This is a genomic window from Clavibacter lycopersici (assembly GCF_003576405.1).
GTDB lineage: Bacteria > Actinomycetota > Actinomycetes > Actinomycetales > Microbacteriaceae > Clavibacter > Clavibacter lycopersici.
Genome location: NZ_QWGT01000056.1, coordinates 1 through 13,511 on the forward strand (window position 1 = coordinate 1; position 13,511 = coordinate 13,511).

At 73.9% G+C, this 13,511-nt stretch carries 16 protein-coding genes; 11 read left to right on the top strand and 5 right to left on the bottom strand.

Features of this window, described 5'->3' with window-relative positions; translation table 11 throughout:
- From DZG00_RS05815 to DZG00_RS05825, 3 genes are all read right to left on the bottom strand, one after another.
- Nucleotides 1-373: alcohol dehydrogenase catalytic domain-containing protein (locus DZG00_RS05815; protein WP_158587793.1), on the bottom strand; the 373-nt coding region annotated here is incomplete at its 3' end.
- A gap of 68 nt (nt 374-441) precedes the next feature.
- Complete coding sequence (locus tag DZG00_RS05820) at nt 442-1,467, bottom strand: 6-phosphofructokinase (RefSeq protein ID WP_119382700.1); 1,026 nt, start codon at nt 1,465-1,467, stop codon at nt 442-444.
- Between the two features lie 53 nt (nt 1,468-1,520).
- Nucleotides 1,521-2,711 carry an ROK family transcriptional regulator gene (locus tag DZG00_RS05825; protein ID WP_158586992.1) on the bottom strand — a complete coding sequence of 397 codons (1,191 nt, stop codon included), beginning with the start codon at nt 2,709-2,711 and terminating at the stop codon, nt 1,521-1,523.
- A 146-nt stretch (nt 2,712-2,857) separates the two neighbouring features.
- Between DZG00_RS05825 and DZG00_RS05830 the strand changes: the two genes are divergently transcribed.
- From DZG00_RS05830 to DZG00_RS05855, 6 genes are all read left to right on the top strand, one after another.
- The gene (locus tag DZG00_RS05830) at nt 2,858-3,901 is read left to right on the top strand and encodes a substrate-binding domain-containing protein (RefSeq protein ID WP_119382702.1); all 1,044 of its coding nucleotides are present in this window, start codon (nt 2,858-2,860) and stop codon (nt 3,899-3,901) included.
- A 117-nt stretch (nt 3,902-4,018) separates the two neighbouring features.
- Complete coding sequence (locus tag DZG00_RS05835; RefSeq protein ID WP_119383128.1) at nt 4,019-5,008, top strand: ABC transporter permease; 990 nt, start codon at nt 4,019-4,021, stop codon at nt 5,006-5,008.
- 8 nt (nt 5,009-5,016) lie between these two features.
- A complete protein-coding gene (locus tag DZG00_RS05840) occupies nt 5,017-5,766 on the top strand; it encodes an ATP-binding cassette domain-containing protein (protein ID WP_119383127.1) in 750 nt (249 codons plus the stop codon).
- Nucleotides 5,766-6,704, top strand: coding sequence for a sugar phosphate isomerase/epimerase family protein (locus DZG00_RS05845; protein ID WP_119455454.1), 939 nt, complete (start codon nt 5,766-5,768; stop codon nt 6,702-6,704). The genes DZG00_RS05840 and DZG00_RS05845 overlap by 1 nt, the downstream gene beginning before the upstream one ends.
- Nucleotides 6,705-6,732: 28 nt before the next feature.
- Nucleotides 6,733-7,605 carry a sugar phosphate isomerase/epimerase family protein gene (locus DZG00_RS05850; RefSeq protein WP_086515252.1) on the top strand — a complete coding sequence of 291 codons (873 nt, stop codon included), beginning with the start codon at nt 6,733-6,735 and terminating at the stop codon, nt 7,603-7,605.
- A complete protein-coding gene (locus DZG00_RS05855; RefSeq protein ID WP_119455455.1) occupies nt 7,592-8,260 on the top strand; it encodes a nucleoside/nucleotide kinase family protein in 669 nt (222 codons plus the stop codon). The genes DZG00_RS05850 and DZG00_RS05855 overlap by 14 nt, the downstream gene beginning before the upstream one ends.
- A gap of 77 nt (nt 8,261-8,337) precedes the next feature.
- On the opposite strand, the gene DZG00_RS05860 is transcribed toward DZG00_RS05855, so the two are convergent.
- Nucleotides 8,338-8,838 carry a pyridoxamine 5'-phosphate oxidase family protein gene (locus DZG00_RS05860; protein ID WP_119383337.1) on the bottom strand — a complete coding sequence of 167 codons (501 nt, stop codon included), beginning with the start codon at nt 8,836-8,838 and terminating at the stop codon, nt 8,338-8,340.
- A 65-nt stretch (nt 8,839-8,903) separates the two neighbouring features.
- Here DZG00_RS05860 and DZG00_RS05865 point away from each other — a divergent pair, with 65 nt between their 5' ends.
- A complete protein-coding gene (locus DZG00_RS05865) occupies nt 8,904-9,869 on the top strand; it encodes a DNA-3-methyladenine glycosylase family protein (RefSeq protein WP_119455456.1) in 966 nt (321 codons plus the stop codon).
- Nucleotides 9,870-9,908: 39 nt separating this feature from the next.
- Here the strand turns inward: DZG00_RS05865 and DZG00_RS05870 are convergent, their stop codons facing one another.
- Nucleotides 9,909-10,709: a DsbA family protein gene (locus DZG00_RS05870; RefSeq protein WP_119382695.1), complete on the bottom strand. Its 801-nt coding sequence runs from the start codon at nt 10,707-10,709 to the stop codon at nt 9,909-9,911.
- 75 nt (nt 10,710-10,784) lie between these two features.
- Here DZG00_RS05870 and DZG00_RS05875 point away from each other — a divergent pair, with 75 nt between their 5' ends.
- The 4 genes from DZG00_RS05875 to DZG00_RS05890 form a co-directional block, all read left to right on the top strand.
- On the top strand, nt 10,785-11,738 hold the full coding sequence (locus DZG00_RS05875) for an aldose 1-epimerase family protein (RefSeq protein ID WP_119382696.1): 954 nt from the start codon (nt 10,785-10,787) through the stop codon (nt 11,736-11,738).
- A 106-nt stretch (nt 11,739-11,844) separates the two neighbouring features.
- Nucleotides 11,845-12,306: a VOC family protein gene (locus DZG00_RS05880; protein WP_119382697.1), complete on the top strand. Its 462-nt coding sequence runs from the start codon at nt 11,845-11,847 to the stop codon at nt 12,304-12,306.
- A gap of 112 nt (nt 12,307-12,418) precedes the next feature.
- Nucleotides 12,419-12,880 (top strand): MarR family winged helix-turn-helix transcriptional regulator, encoded by a 462-nt coding sequence (locus DZG00_RS05885; protein ID WP_119382698.1) that lies wholly within the window; start codon nt 12,419-12,421, stop codon nt 12,878-12,880.
- A gap of 39 nt (nt 12,881-12,919) precedes the next feature.
- The coding region (locus tag DZG00_RS05890) for a hypothetical protein (protein WP_119455457.1) at nt 12,920-13,511 on the top strand (592 nt) is incomplete at its 3' end.

Consider the following 13,511-nt stretch of genomic DNA (forward strand, 5'->3'; position numbering starts at 1 on the left):
GCACCAGCGCCGCCGCGGGCACGCGCACGCGCTCGGCCAGCCCGCCGTCGCGGCTCTCGCCGAGGCCGGCGCCGTTGAGGACGACCAGATCGCCGGGGGAGAAGGCGTCGGATCCGCTCGCCGCGACCGTGCCGACCGCGTCGATGCCCGCCACCAGCGGGCTCGTGCGCGCGATCCCCGGCCGGCCGCCGAGCAGCATGCCGTCCTTGTAGTTGACGCTGGAGTAGAGGACGTCGAGCACGACCTCGCCGTCGCCGGGCCCGTCGGCGCCGCCCGTCGCCTGCTCGTCGGGGAGGTCGCGCAGGGCGACCTCGATGCCCTTCGTGCCGTCGTCGGCGACGGTCTGCTCGGCCACGAGCGCGCGGTACGTCATGTCGTCACGCTACGCCCGGGCGCATCGGCGACGCGAGCGAGGGTGCCCGGCCGACGGGTCGGCCGGGATCAGCCGAAGAGGATCGCGGCCTCGTCGTAGCGCTGCTGCGGCACGGTCTTGAGCCGGCCGAGCGCCTCCTCGAAGCCCACGTGCACGATGTCGGTGCCGCGGAGCGCGACCATGCGGCCCCAGTGCCCGTCGCGCACGCTGTCGACGGCGGCGAGGCCGAGTCGCGTCGCGAGCACGCGGTCGTACGACGACGGGGTGCCGCCGCGCTGGATGTGGCCGAGGGTCGTCGCGCGGGTCTCGATGCCCGTGCGCTCCTCGATGATCGGCGCGAGCTGCTCGCCGATGCCGCCGAGCCGCGGGCGGCCGAACGCGTCCAGGCCGCGCTCGCCGTGCGCGTCGGAGGCGTGCTCGGGCACGAAGCCCTCCGCGACGACGACGAGCGGGGCGCGCCCGCGGTCGTAGGCCGCGCGGACCCAGCCGACGATCTGGTCCATGCTCGTCTTCTGCTCGGGGATGAGGATCGCGTGCGCGCCGGCGGCCATGCCCGAGTGCAGCGCGATCCAGCCGACGTGGCGGCCCATCACCTCGGCCACCATGCAGCGGCTGTGCGAGTCGCCCGTGGTGCGGAGGCGGTCCATGGCGTCGGTCGCGATCTGCACCGCCGTGTCGAAGCCGAACGTGTAGTCGGTGGCGTCGAGGTCGTTGTCGACGGTCTTGGGGACGCCGACGATCTTCAGCCCCGCGTCGGTGAGGCGCTTGGCGGCCGCGAGCGTGCCCTCGCCGCCGATGGCGAGGATCGCGTCGATGCCGAGGCGGTCGAGGTTCTCCTGGATCCGCTCCACGCCGCCGTCGCCCTCGAACGGGTTCGTGCGGCTGGTGCCGAGGATCGTGCCGCCCTGCTTGCCGATGCCCTGGATGTCGCGGCGCGCGAGCGGCATGACGTCGCCGTCGACGACGCCCCGCCAGCCGTCGCGGAAGCCCACGAACTCCTGCTTGTGGATGGTCGTTCCCTTGAGCACGGCCCCGCGGATGACCGCGTTGAGTCCGGGGCAGTCTCCGCCTGAGGTGAGGATTCCGATGCGCACACGTCCATCATGGGGCACGGTCCCCGGATGCGGCCGTCCCGGCGCGGGCCCGCTCACGTCGCCGCCGCGGCTTGGAGCGGTCCCGCGGGTGACCGGTCGAGGCGCTCGCGGCTGAACACCTGGTCCGCCGTGGTGAGCGCGAGGCCGATGATCCCCGCGCGGTCGCCGAGGTCCGACGTGCGGATGACGAGCTCGCGGGTCGCGAGCGGGTGCGTCCGGAGGTACACGCGCTCCCGGAGGCCCGACATGAGCACCTCGCCGCACTCACCGAGCTGGCCGGAGATGACGATCATGCGGGGGTTCAGGATGTTGACGAGGTCGGCCACGGCCTCGCCGAGGATGCGGCCCGCCTGGCGCACGGCCTGCGTCGCCCGCATGTCGCCCCGGAGGACGCCCGCGGTGACGTCGGCCACGTGGCGGATCGACGGGTCGGCCTCGGACAGGTCGCGCACGAGCGCCCAGCCGCTCGCGTACGCCTCGACGCAGCCGGAGTTGCCGCAGCGGCAGGGGAGCGGGGACGTGTCGACGCCGTCCGCCACGGCGCGCGTGTGCCCGACGTCGCCCGCCGCGCCGACCGCGCCGCGGATGGTCTGCCCGTTGAAGACGAGTCCCGACCCGATCCCCGTGCCGAGCTTGAGGCTGATGAGGTCGTCCGCGCCGTGGTGGTGGGCCTCGGCGCGAGCCCGGGCGTTGGCGTCGTTCTCGATCACCACGGGCGCGTCGGGGAAGGAGCCTTGCAGGAAGCCGGCGATGTCGAAGCCGTCCCAGCCGGTCATGATCGGGGGGTTGCGCACGCGTCCGGCGGCGAACTCGACCGGTCCGGGCACGCCGATCCCGATGCCGACGACGTGCCCGTCCGACACGAGCCGCTGGAACGCGGCCACCACGAGCGCGAGTACGGCCTCGGGGCCGTCCCACACGTCGACCTCGATGGTCTCCCGGCGGAGCGGCGTGCCGCGCAGGTCGCAGGCGGCGGCGATGAGGCCGCTCGCGCCGATGTCCGCGGTCAGGAGGACGGGGCCGTCGAGGTTGACGGCGAAGACGGTGGACGGGCGTCCGCCCGTGGAGGCCCCGCCGGACGTCGGCATGAGCAGCCCGCGCTCGACGAGCGTCGCCAGGCGCTGGTTCACGGTGGACCTGCTGAGGCCCGTCCGCTCCATGACCGCGGTGCGCGACAGCTCGCCGTGCTCGCGGAACAGGGCGAGGACGTCGGCCAGGTGCGCCGCCTGCTCGGTCTGCTTCATCGGATCCCCCGCTTCGTTGCCCCGATCGTAGCCTTTCCGATGTCCGCGCCACGAGATCCGTCGACTTTCGTGTTGCGCTGATACGAAAGGGTCGCTAGTTTGCATCTACCGGCACGCAGTGGTGCCCCATATCTCCAAGGATGAAGATGACCCACACCAAGTCGGCGCGTCGGGCGCTCACGCTCCTCGTCCCGGTGACGGCCGTCGCGCTGTCCCTCACCGCCTGCTCCGGCGGCACCGCAGGCGACGCCCGCGCCGCGGGCGGCAGCTCGAGCACGAAGGTCGCCGCCGTCATCAAGGGCCTCGACAACCCCTTCTTCCAGGCGATGGAGGACGGGATCCAGGACACGGCCGACGCCGACGGCGTCGACGTCTCCATCCAGGCCGCCGCCGACATCGGCGACACCACGGGACAGGCCGACAAGCTGACCGCGCTCGCCGGCCAGGACCTCGGCTGCCTCATCGTCAACCCGATCAGCGGCACCAACCTCGTCCAGGCGCTCGCCGCCGCGACGGGGAAGACCATCGTCAACATCGACAGCCCGCTCGACCCCGACGCCGTCTCGGCCGCGGGCCTCGACGTCGCGACCTACATCGGCACCGACAACGAGGCCGCGGGCGGCAAGGCCGGCGACTTCCTGAAGGGGTCCCTGCCGGCGGGCGCGAAGGTCGCGGTCATCGGCGGGATCTCCGGAGACGTGACGAGCGCCGCCCGCGTCGACGGCTTCACGGCCGCGATCGGCTCCGACCTCGACGTCGTCCAGGAGGCCGCGGCCGACTGGAAGCGCGAGGTCGCGCTCACCAAGGCGACCGACATCATCGCCGCCGAGCCCGACGTCGCCGCCTTCTTCGCGGCGAACGACGACATGGGCCTCGGCATCGTGAAGGCCGTGGAGAACGCCGGGCGCACCGGCGAGATCCAGGTCGTGAGCGTCGACGGCAACCAGGACGCCCTCGAGAGCGTGCAGGCCGGCGGCCTCACCGCGACCGTCGCGCAGTACCCGTTCGCCATCGGCCAGCTCGGCCTGCAGGCGTGCGAGGTCGCGACCTCCGGCGGCACCCTGCCCGCCGACGTCGAGTCGCCGACCGCGCTCGTGACGACGGACAAGGCAGCGGACGCGATCGCCGCGTTCCCGCAGCCGTTCGAGGAGTTCGACAACCCCCTCACCTCGCTGCTCCCCGCGAAGTGACCCGGTGCGGCGCTCCCGCGGGAGCGCCGCACCCGCCCCGTCGCCCGCCCCCGCGCGGCGATCCCCCTTCCGGCGCGCTGCGCCGCGCCCGCACCGCCGAGCCCCACGGAGACCCGCATGACCATCGCACCCGCCCGCGCCCCGCGCAGCGACACCGCCCCGGCGGCCCGGCTCCCGCAGCTGCGCCAGCTCAGCTTCTGGGCCGAGAACGCCGCCCCGATCGGGCTCGTGGCCCTCGTGATCGTGTTCTCCCTCCTCACGCCGACGTTCCTCAGCCTCGGCAACGTCAAGGCGATGCTCGTCGCCGCGGCGATCCTCGTGATCCTCTCGATCGGGCAGTCCTTCGTCATCACGACGGGCGGCATCGACCTCTCCATCTCCGCGACCATGACGGTGGGCGCCGTCGGGTTCGGCCTCGGCTGGGGCGCGGGTTGGGGATTCTGGCCATCGGCGCTCGCGGCCCTCGCCTTCGCCGGCGCGATCGGCGTGATCAACGGCGTCCTCATCGCGAAGGGCAAGGTCACCGACTTCATCGCGACCCTGGGCACGCTCTCGGTCGCGACGGGCCTCGCCCTCATCGCCTCCGACGGCAAGCCCATCACCGTGGGGAGCACCGAGCTGCTGCGCCTCACCACCGGGTCCATCGGGATCGTGGGCTACCCGATCATCCTCGCGGCCGTCATCGGCGTCATCGCCTGGGTCGTCATGTTCCGCACGCGCTTCGGCCTCCACGTGCAGGCGGTCGGCGGCGACGAGGAGGCGGCCGTCGCCAACGGCATCGCGGCGGGACGCGTGCGCATCGCCGTCTACGTCATCGCGGCGGGGCTCGCGGGCATCGCGGCGCTGCTCCTCGTGGCGCGCGTCGGTGCCGCGGAGCCCGCCATCAACACGCAGTACCTGCTCAACTCCATCGCTGCGGTCGTGCTCGGCGGCGTGAGCCTCACGGGCGGCAAGGCCAAGATCGTCGGCCCGATCATCGGCGCCCTCCTCCTGACCGCCCTCACGAACGGCCTGACGCTGCTCGGCGTCTCGCAGTTCTACCAGCCGCTCGCGGTCGGCCTGGTGGTCGTCCTCGCCGCCCTCATCACGCGCTACCAGAAGAAGTGAGCCCCTCCATGACCGACGACATCCTCCTCGAGGCCCGCGACATCACGAAGTCCTTCGGCGGCGTCCACGCGCTCAAGGGCGCGACCATGCGCATGCGCCGGGGCGAGATCACCGCCCTCATCGGCGACAACGGCGCCGGCAAGTCGACGCTCGTGCGCTGCCTCTCGGGCGTCCACCCGCCGGACTCAGGCACCATCACGCTCGAGGGCGAGGCCGTGTCCTTCGGCACGCCGCTGCAGGCCCGCGACGGCGGCATCGAGACGGTCCACCAGACCCTCGCCCTCGTCGAGGACCTGACGGTGTGGCAGAACTTCTTCCTCGGCCGCGAGCTCGTGAAGGGGATCCCGGGCCTCCGCTTCCTCGACCGGGCCAAGATGCGGAAGACCGCGCAGGACCTCCTCGGCGACCTCGCCGTGAACGTGCCGCCCGTCACGAGCCGGGTGCGTCGCCTGTCCGGCGGACAGCGCCAGGCCGTCGCGATCGCGCGCGCCGCGGGCTGGGGGAGCCGCATCGTGATCATGGACGAGCCGACCGCGGCCCTCGGCGTGCAGGAGACCGCGCGCGTGGAGAGGATCATCCTCAAGCTCCGCGACTCCGGCGTGGCCGTGCTCCTCATCAGCCACAACTTCGACCAGGTGATGCGCCTCAGCGACCAGGTGTGGGTGATGCGCGCGGGCCTCGCGGTCGCCGAGCGCCGCACGGCCGAGACCTCGGGACCGGAGCTCGTGGAGCTGATCACCGGCGCGAAGGCCGCGTGATGCGGGAGCCGCTCCGCATGCGCCGCTCGTCGCCCGCGCGCACCTCGCCGATCGGCGTGCACGCCGGCCTCCTCGCGTCCGACTGGACCGACCGGTCCGCCACGCGCGTGATCGCGACGGCCGCCGGCATCGGGTACGACCTCGTCGAGATCCCCGCGCCCGGGGTCGACGACGGCTCGGCCTCCGCGCGACGGACGGCGGAGCTGCTCGACGGGCACGGGATCGACGCGGTCGTCTCCCTCGCGCTCGACGCGGACTCCGACATCCACACCGCGGACCCCGCCGTCTCGGCGCGCGGCGAGGCCCGGCTCGCCGGCGCCGTGCGCTTCGCGGCCGGCATCGGGGCCGGCTACGTGGGCGGCGTCACGCACTCGGCCATGCGCAAGAACGCCCACCGCGGAGGCCCGGCCGAGCGGGCCAACGTCGTCCGCGTGCTCCGCGACGTCGCGGCCCGCGCGGCGGCCGACGGCATCGTCGTCGGCCTCGAGTACGTGAATCGCTACGAGAGCAACCTCCTCAACACGGCGGCGCAGACCGTCGCGCTCGTCGAGGAGGTGGGCGCCACGAACCTCGTCGTGCACCTCGACGCCTTCCACGCCCACATGGAGGAGGTCGACCTCGCGAGCGCCGTGCGCGACGCCGGCGACCGCCTCGCGTACGTCCACGCCTCGGAGAACCACCGCGGCGAGCTCGGCACCGGCAGCACCGACTGGGACGGCCTGTTCGGGGCGCTCCGCGCGACCTCGTTCGCGGGGCCCCTCACCGTCGAGACGTTCTCGCCGGCCGTCCAGGGCGCGGCCGTGGCCGACGACATCGCGCTGTGGCGCGAGCTCTGGTCGGACCCCGTCGCCGTCGCGACCGCGGGCCACCGCTTCCTCGCGGATCGGCTCGACGCCGTCCCGCCCGCCGCCGTGGCATCCGCCGCGACCCGCGCCTGATCCCATCCACCCAGAAAGCAGGAGAACCATGCCCACCAACGCACTCGGAGTGCACGCCCTCGTCTTCGCCGGCGGCACGACCCCGGACGAGATCACCTACACGGTCGAGCAGACGAAGGCGGCCGGCTTCGACCTGCTCGAGCTCTCGTTGCACGACGTGGTCAACCTCGACACGGCTCACGCGAAGGCGGCCCTCGACGCGGCGGGGCTCGGCATCGTGTGCTCGCGCGGCCTCGCGTTCTCCGCCGACGTGTCGAGCGAGGACCCGGAGACCGTCGCCCGCGGCGCGCAGCTCCTCGCCGACAGCCTCGACGTGGTCGAGGCGCTCGGCGGCACGCACTTCACGGGCGCGCTGTACAGCGCCCTCGGGAAGTACGGCGCGCCCCTCTCGGCGAAGGGGCGGGACAACGTCGTCGGCGTGCTCACCGACCTCGCCGCCGACGCGGGACGCCGCGGGATGACGCTCGGGCTCGAGATCTGCAACCGCTACGAGACCAACGTGATCAACACCGCCGCCGACGCGCTGCGCCTCGCCGACGACATCGGGGCGGACAACGTGCTCATCCACCTGGACACTTATCACATGAACATCGAGGAGGACGACCTCGCCCGGCCCGTGCGGCTCGTCGGCGACCGGCTCGGCTACGTCCACATCGGCGAGAACCACCGGGGCTACCTCGGCAGCGGGCACCTCGACTTCACGACCTTCTTCCACGCCCTGGCGGAGATCGACTACCGCGGCGCCATCACGTTCGAGTCGTTCTCGTCCGCCGTCGTCTCGCCGACGCTGTCCAACGACCTCGCCATCTGGCGGAACCTCTGGGACGACGGGCCGGCCCTCGCCCGCCACGCGGGCGACTTCCTCCGCGCCGGGCTGGAGGGCAGCCGTGCCGGCGTCTGACCTCGACGCCCTCGCGCGCCGTGCCCTCGGCCTCGCGCAGGACGGCCGCCGCGCGATCCTCGCCATCGCGGGCAGCCCCGGCGCCGGCAAGACGACGCTCGCGCGGGCGCTCGTGGCGCGCGTCGACGCGCTGGCGGGCGAGGGCACCGCTGCCTACGTGCCCATGGACGGCTTCCACCTCGCGAACGGCACGCTCGACCGGCTGGGGCGCCACGACCGCAAGGGCGCCATCGACACCTTCGACGGCTGGGGCGTGCTCGCGCTCGTGCGGCGGATCCGCGCGGAGACGGACCACGTCGTCTACGCGCCGTCGTTCGACCGCGCCGTCGACGAGGGCGTGGCGGGGGCGATCGCGGTGGAGCCCGCCGCCCGGCTCGTCGTGCTCGAGGGCAACTACCTGCTCGTCGACGAGGATCCGTGGGCGCGGCTCCGCGCGGAGCTGGACGAGGCGTGGTTCTGCGAGACCCCCGCCGACGCGCGGTTCTCGCGCCTGGTCGAGCGGCACACGGCGGGCGGGCGCGCCCCCGACGCCGCCGAGGCGTGGGCCCGCGACGTCGACGGGGCGAACGCCGTGATGATCGAGGCGACCCGCGCTCGGGCCGACCTCGTGGTCGACGGGACCGCCGCCGGCGTCCCGGAGGCGGTCGCCGGCTAGCGCGACCGACGACGCCGGACGCACGACGGCCCGGACCCCGCAGGGGCCCGGGCCGTCGTCGCGCGCGGCGGCGCCGGTCAGAGCTCGACGGTGCCGTGCTCCCCGACGTCCTTCGGGCGCTCGCCCGTGATGGCGGCCTTGGCGTACTTGATGAGCGCGATCGGCTTCGGGGTGTCCTGGTACCAGTACTCGGCGGCGTCGGCGTGGACGCGGATCAGCGCGACCGTCGGGTCGTCCTTCCCGTTCTCGAACCACGCCTCGGCGCCGGTGGACCACAGCTCGTCGATGCGCGCGCGGTCGCGCGTGATCTCCGCGGTGCCGGCGATGGAGAGGAACCCGTCGCCCGACTGGAGCGACACGTTCACCTGGTCGTTGGCGCGGATCTCGGCGGTCTTGTCGCTCGGGTCCTGCGTGAAGAACCAGAGGTCGCCGTCGAAGTCGCGCTCCTGGCTGGCGAGCGGGCGGCTGACGAGCTGCCCGTGGGCGTTGACGGTGGTGAGGAGCGCGATGCGGGCGCTCTTCACGAGCTCGGCGACGCGCGCGCGGTCGTCCTGGTGGTCGTTCGTGGTGTCGGTCATGCGGCAGACGCTACGCGCGCCCGCCGCGGCCGAGGAGGGTCGGCGGCCGTGCGTACCCTGAGGGGATGGACCAGGGCGGCGCGGAGGTGACGGCCCCCGACGCGCGCACGACGTACCTGCCCGACCGCGAGGTCGACCTCCGGCTGGTGCTGCGCCCCCTGTTCCGCGGGGTCGTGGATCCGACCTGCCGCTGGGATCCCGCCCCGCCCGGCTCCCGTCGCGTCGGCGTCTGGCGCACGGCCCGCACGCCGCTCGGGAACGCGTCGCTCCGGCTGGATCCGCGCCCGGACGGCGGCGTCGACGCGCGCGCCTGGGGCCCCGGCGCCGAGTGGGTCGTCGACGGCGTGCCGGAGCTCCTCGGCGAGGGAGACGACTGGTCCGACCTCGACGTCTCCGCCCACCCGCTCCTCCGCGACGCCCGCCGACGCCTCCCCGCCCTGCGCCTCATGCGCACGAACCACGTGTTCGAGGCGATGGCCTCGGCGGTGCTCGAGCAGAAGGTCACGGGGCTCGAAGCCAGGCGGGCGTGGCGGCAGCTGATCCTCGCGCACGGCGAGCCGGCGCCCGGTCCCGTGCCCGTCGGCATGCGCGTGCTGCCCGCGCCGGAGCGGTGGCGGCTCATCCCGTCGTGGGAGTGGCACCGCGCGGGCGTGGACCCGAAGCGGTCGCGCACCCTCATCGCCGCCGCGACCTCCGCGGCCGGGCTCGAGCGCACGCTCGCCCTCGGGCGGGGGAGCGAGGAGATCACCCGGCGCCTGCGGTCGATCCCGGGAGTGGGGATCTGGACCGCGGCGGAGACGACGCAGCGCGCCCACGGGGATCCGGACTCGGTGAGCGTCGGCGACTACCACGTGCACGACACCGTGGGGTGGGCGCTCGTCGGCCACGCGGTCGACGATGACGGGATGCTCGAGCTGCTGGAACCGTGGCGCGGGCACCGTCAGCGGGTGATGCGCCTCATCGAGGCGAGCGGGTTCCGCAAGCCGCGTTTCGGCCCGCGCATGACGGTGCAGGACCACCGCGCGCACTGAGCGCCGCGCGGCCGTCCCGCGCGACGCCCGCGGGCCGGATCAGCTGTCGGCGGCGATGCCCTCGGGCAGCTGCGCGCCCGCCTTCGTGAGCGCGTCCACGAGGTCCTGGCCGGCGACCGTCGTGACGATGTCGCCCTGGATCCGCAGCGTCGGGGTGCCGGTGACGCCCGCGGCGGTCGCGTCCGAGGTGTTGCCCGTGATCCACGACGAGTACTTCCCCTCGGCCACGCACGTGCGCGCCGCGTCCGAGGACACCCCCTCGGTGGTGAGCCAGGTCACGAAGTCGGCGTGGGTCCAGGAGTCGGTGATGGTGGAGTGGTTGTCGAACAGGGCCGAGTGCACGGCCGGCCACCTGTCGGGCTCCTCCGCGAGCACGCACGCGGCGGCGCTGCCGGCGACCTGCCCGTACTTCGTGACGATCTGGATGGGGTGGTAGACGATGCGCACCTGGCCCGTGGCGGCGATCCGGTCGAGCAGCGGGCCGGTCTCGGCCTCGTACTGCGCGCAGTGGGGGCACGAGTAGTCCTCGAAGACGTCCATGGTGACGGGGGCGTCGGCCGCGCCGACGCTCACGCCGGTGGGCTCGGTCGCGATGCGCACCTGGTCGCCCGTGGAGAGCGCCGCGGTCGTGTCCTGGACGGGGCCCGCGGCGCTCGCCGCCTGCGACTGGCCGAGGAGGTAGACGCCGCCGGCGATGGCCGCGATGACGATCACGAGGCCGCCCGCGACGGAGAACTGGGTGATGAGGCGGCGGCGCTTGCGACGCCGGTCGTCGAGGGCCCTCTCGATGCGTGCCTTCTCGCGGATCGCGCGTACCTTCTCGTTCTCATGCCGGGCCATGGCCACGATCCTAGGGAGCGCCGGGCGCGCGCCCCTGGGAGGCGCCACAGCACGACGTATGGATAGGCTCGGCGGGTGCCCGACGACGTGACGTACGTACCCCGCCTCCCCACCGGCCAGCAGCACGAGCTCCTCGCGGAGGTGGACGGCCGCTCGCAGCGCATCGTGATCGCGGAGGTCGGCGCCGCGCTCCGCGTGCTCCAGGTCGACGGCGTCGACCTCGTGCAGTCCTACCCCGACGAGGCCCGTCCCCCCTTCTGCAGCGGCATCGTGCTGGCGCCCTGGCCCAACCGGATCCGCGACGGCATCTGGGAGCAGGACGGCGTCACCCACCAGCTCGACATCACCGAGGTCGACCGCGAGAACGCGATCCACGGCCTCCTCGAGAACGCGCCGTACCGCCTCGCGGACCGCGACGACGTCTCCATCACGCTCGCCGCCGACGTCCACCCGCAGCGCGGCTACCCCTTCGCCCTCGAGACCACCGTGCGCTACGAGCTCACCGGCCAGGGCGTCCGCGTCACGCACGGGATCCGCAACGTCGGCTCCGCGGACGCGCCCGTCGCCGTCGGCACGCACCCCTTCCTCCGCGTCGGCGACGTGCCCACGGAGGACCTCGAGGTGGTCATCGACGCGCCCACCCACATCGAGGTGGATCCCGTGCGCCTCAACCCCACGGGCGTCCAGACCCCGGTCGACGGCACCCGCTACGACCTGCGCCAGGGCGTGCGCGTGCGCGACGCCCAGCTCGACGACGCGTGGGCCGACGCCCGCGTGGTCGACGGCGTCACCCGGCACGGCGTCCAGGCGCCCGACGGCCGCCGCACCGAGATCTGGGCCGACGGCGAGTTCACCTACTGGCAGGTCTTCGTGACGCCCTGGTACCCGGTCGCCGACGGTCACGTCTGGGCGGTGGCGGTCGAGCCGATGACGGCGCCGGCCGACGCGTTCAACTCGGGTGACGGCCTCATCACGCTCGCGCCCGGATCCGAGTGGTCGGGCACCTGGGGCATCGACCTGCACGACTGACGACGACGCCGCCGCCGCCGGGCGCGGGCTGGGCACCGCCTGGGAGCCGTGGTCGGAGAACGAACCCGCCCGGGTCGCCGCGCGCAGACCGTCCTAGCGTCGGAGGATGACCGACACTACCGACACCACCGCGACCACCGCAGCCCTCGACAGCATCACCGGCGTGCACCACGTGCGCATCTCCGTCTCCGACCTCGCCCGCTCGCGCGCCTTCTACGAGGGCGTGCTGGGCCTGACCCCTGCGATCGAGAGCGAGGGCGACCCGGGCGACGCGGCCGTCCGGCACGATCCCGCGCAGTACTTCGGCGGCGTCATCTACGGCGTCGGATCCCAGCTGCTCGGCCTCCGCCCGATCGCCGACGCGGGCGGCGCCTTCGACCCCGAGGCGCGCGGCCTCGACCACGTCAGCCTGCAGGTGGGCTCGCGCGACGACCTCGTGCGCGCGGCGGCCCTCTTCGAGGAGCGGGGCATCCCGCACGGCGAGGTCATCGACTTCCCGACCGGCATGTCGATCCTGTCGGTGCAGGATCCGGACGACATCAACGTGGAGCTCGTCGTCGCGGGCTGACCCCGACCACGGCGATCCGCCGGCGGCTCGTCGGCGCCAGCAGTGTTTCCCCGCTTGCGTAACATCTATCCGGTGCACTGAGGGGTGCACGACACCGGTCGAGGAGGACGCGATGACGACGACGGATCCCCTGGCGCTCGAGAGCCAGGTCTGCTTCCAGGCGGTGGTCGCGGCCCGCACGGTCGTCGCCGTGTACCGGCCCATCCTCGAGCCGCTCGGCCTCACCCACACGCAGTACCTCGTGATGCTCGCGCTGTGGGAGCGGGACGACCGCTCGATCTCCGACCTCGGATCCACCCTGCAGCTCGAGCCCGCCACCCTCACCCCGCTGCTCAAGCGCCTCCAGGGCGCCGGGTTCGTCGACCGCGCGAGGAGCAGGGCGGACGAGCGCGTCGTGGTGGTCTCCCTCACCGACGCGGGCCGCGACCTCCGCGAGCGGGCGATCGACGTCCCCGCCCAGGCGGCGGCGCGCACGGGCATGACGATCGCCGAGCTCGAGGCGCTGCGCGACGCGCTCGACGACGTGGTCGGACGGCTCACCGGAGCGCTCGCGGAGGACGACGCCGCCGCCTGATCCGCGTCCTCCCGGGCCGCTCATCTACACTCGCTCCCGATGCCCGCTCCGTCCCCCATGCCGCCGCGCGTCCAGCGCGTGATCCGGGGGCTCGCCGCATCCACCACCGCGACGTTCGTGGCCGCGCTCTTCCACGAGGCCGGCGGCGGAGAGGCCCCCGCGTGGGGCGTCGTCGCGTTCGGCCTCGCGCTCGCGTCGCTCGCGGCCATCGCGCTCGCCGGCGCCCGCACCTCGCTGTGGCGCCTGGTCGCCGCGGTGGGCGTCAGCCAGCTCCTCTTCCACGGCCTGTTCACGGCGGCGGGCGACGGCACGGGGTCCGCTGTCGCGGCGGATCCGCACGCGGGCATGGGCCACGGCGCGTCCTCGCTCGCGCTCCCGGGCCTCGAGGCCGGAGCTCCCGGCGCGGCCGGGCTCGACCCCCTCATGCTCCTCTCGCACGGCGCGGCCCTGGTCGTCACCGTGCTCGCGCTGCGGCACGGCGAGGCCGCCATCCGCGCGCTCCTCGCCGCCTCAGCGCTCCGCGTCGTGCTCGCCCTCGCGATCCCGTTCCTCCGGCCAGAGGGGCGACGCAGCACGGCGCTCGCCCGGGCGGCCAGCGCGCCCCTCGCGCTGCGCGACCTGTGCGCCCGGC

Excerpts from the sequence above, each read along its gene's own strand:
- DZG00_RS05835 (WP_119383128.1), top strand. The coding sequence starts at position 4,019 with ATGACCATCGCACCCGCCCGCGCCCCGCGCAGCGACACCGCCCCGGCG.
- DZG00_RS05830 (WP_119382702.1), top strand. The coding sequence starts at position 2,858 with ATGACCCACACCAAGTCGGCGCGTCGGGCGCTCACGCTCCTCGTCCCG.
- DZG00_RS05840 (WP_119383127.1), top strand. The coding sequence starts at position 5,017 with ATGACCGACGACATCCTCCTCGAGGCCCGCGACATCACGAAGTCCTTC.
- DZG00_RS05880 (WP_119382697.1), top strand. The coding sequence starts at position 11,845 with ATGACCGACACTACCGACACCACCGCGACCACCGCAGCCCTCGACAGC.
- DZG00_RS05860 (WP_119383337.1), bottom strand. The coding sequence starts at position 8,838 with ATGACCGACACCACGAACGACCACCAGGACGACCGCGCGCGCGTCGCC.
- DZG00_RS05825 (WP_158586992.1), bottom strand. The coding sequence starts at position 2,711 with ATGAAGCAGACCGAGCAGGCGGCGCACCTGGCCGACGTCCTCGCCCTG.
- DZG00_RS05885 (WP_119382698.1), top strand. The coding sequence starts at position 12,419 with ATGACGACGACGGATCCCCTGGCGCTCGAGAGCCAGGTCTGCTTCCAG.
- DZG00_RS05865 (WP_119455456.1), top strand. The coding sequence starts at position 8,904 with ATGGACCAGGGCGGCGCGGAGGTGACGGCCCCCGACGCGCGCACGACG.
- DZG00_RS05870 (WP_119382695.1), bottom strand. The coding sequence starts at position 10,709 with ATGGCCCGGCATGAGAACGAGAAGGTACGCGCGATCCGCGAGAAGGCA.
- DZG00_RS05845 (WP_119455454.1), top strand. The coding sequence starts at position 5,766 with ATGCGGGAGCCGCTCCGCATGCGCCGCTCGTCGCCCGCGCGCACCTCG.
- DZG00_RS05850 (WP_086515252.1), top strand. The coding sequence starts at position 6,733 with ATGCCCACCAACGCACTCGGAGTGCACGCCCTCGTCTTCGCCGGCGGC.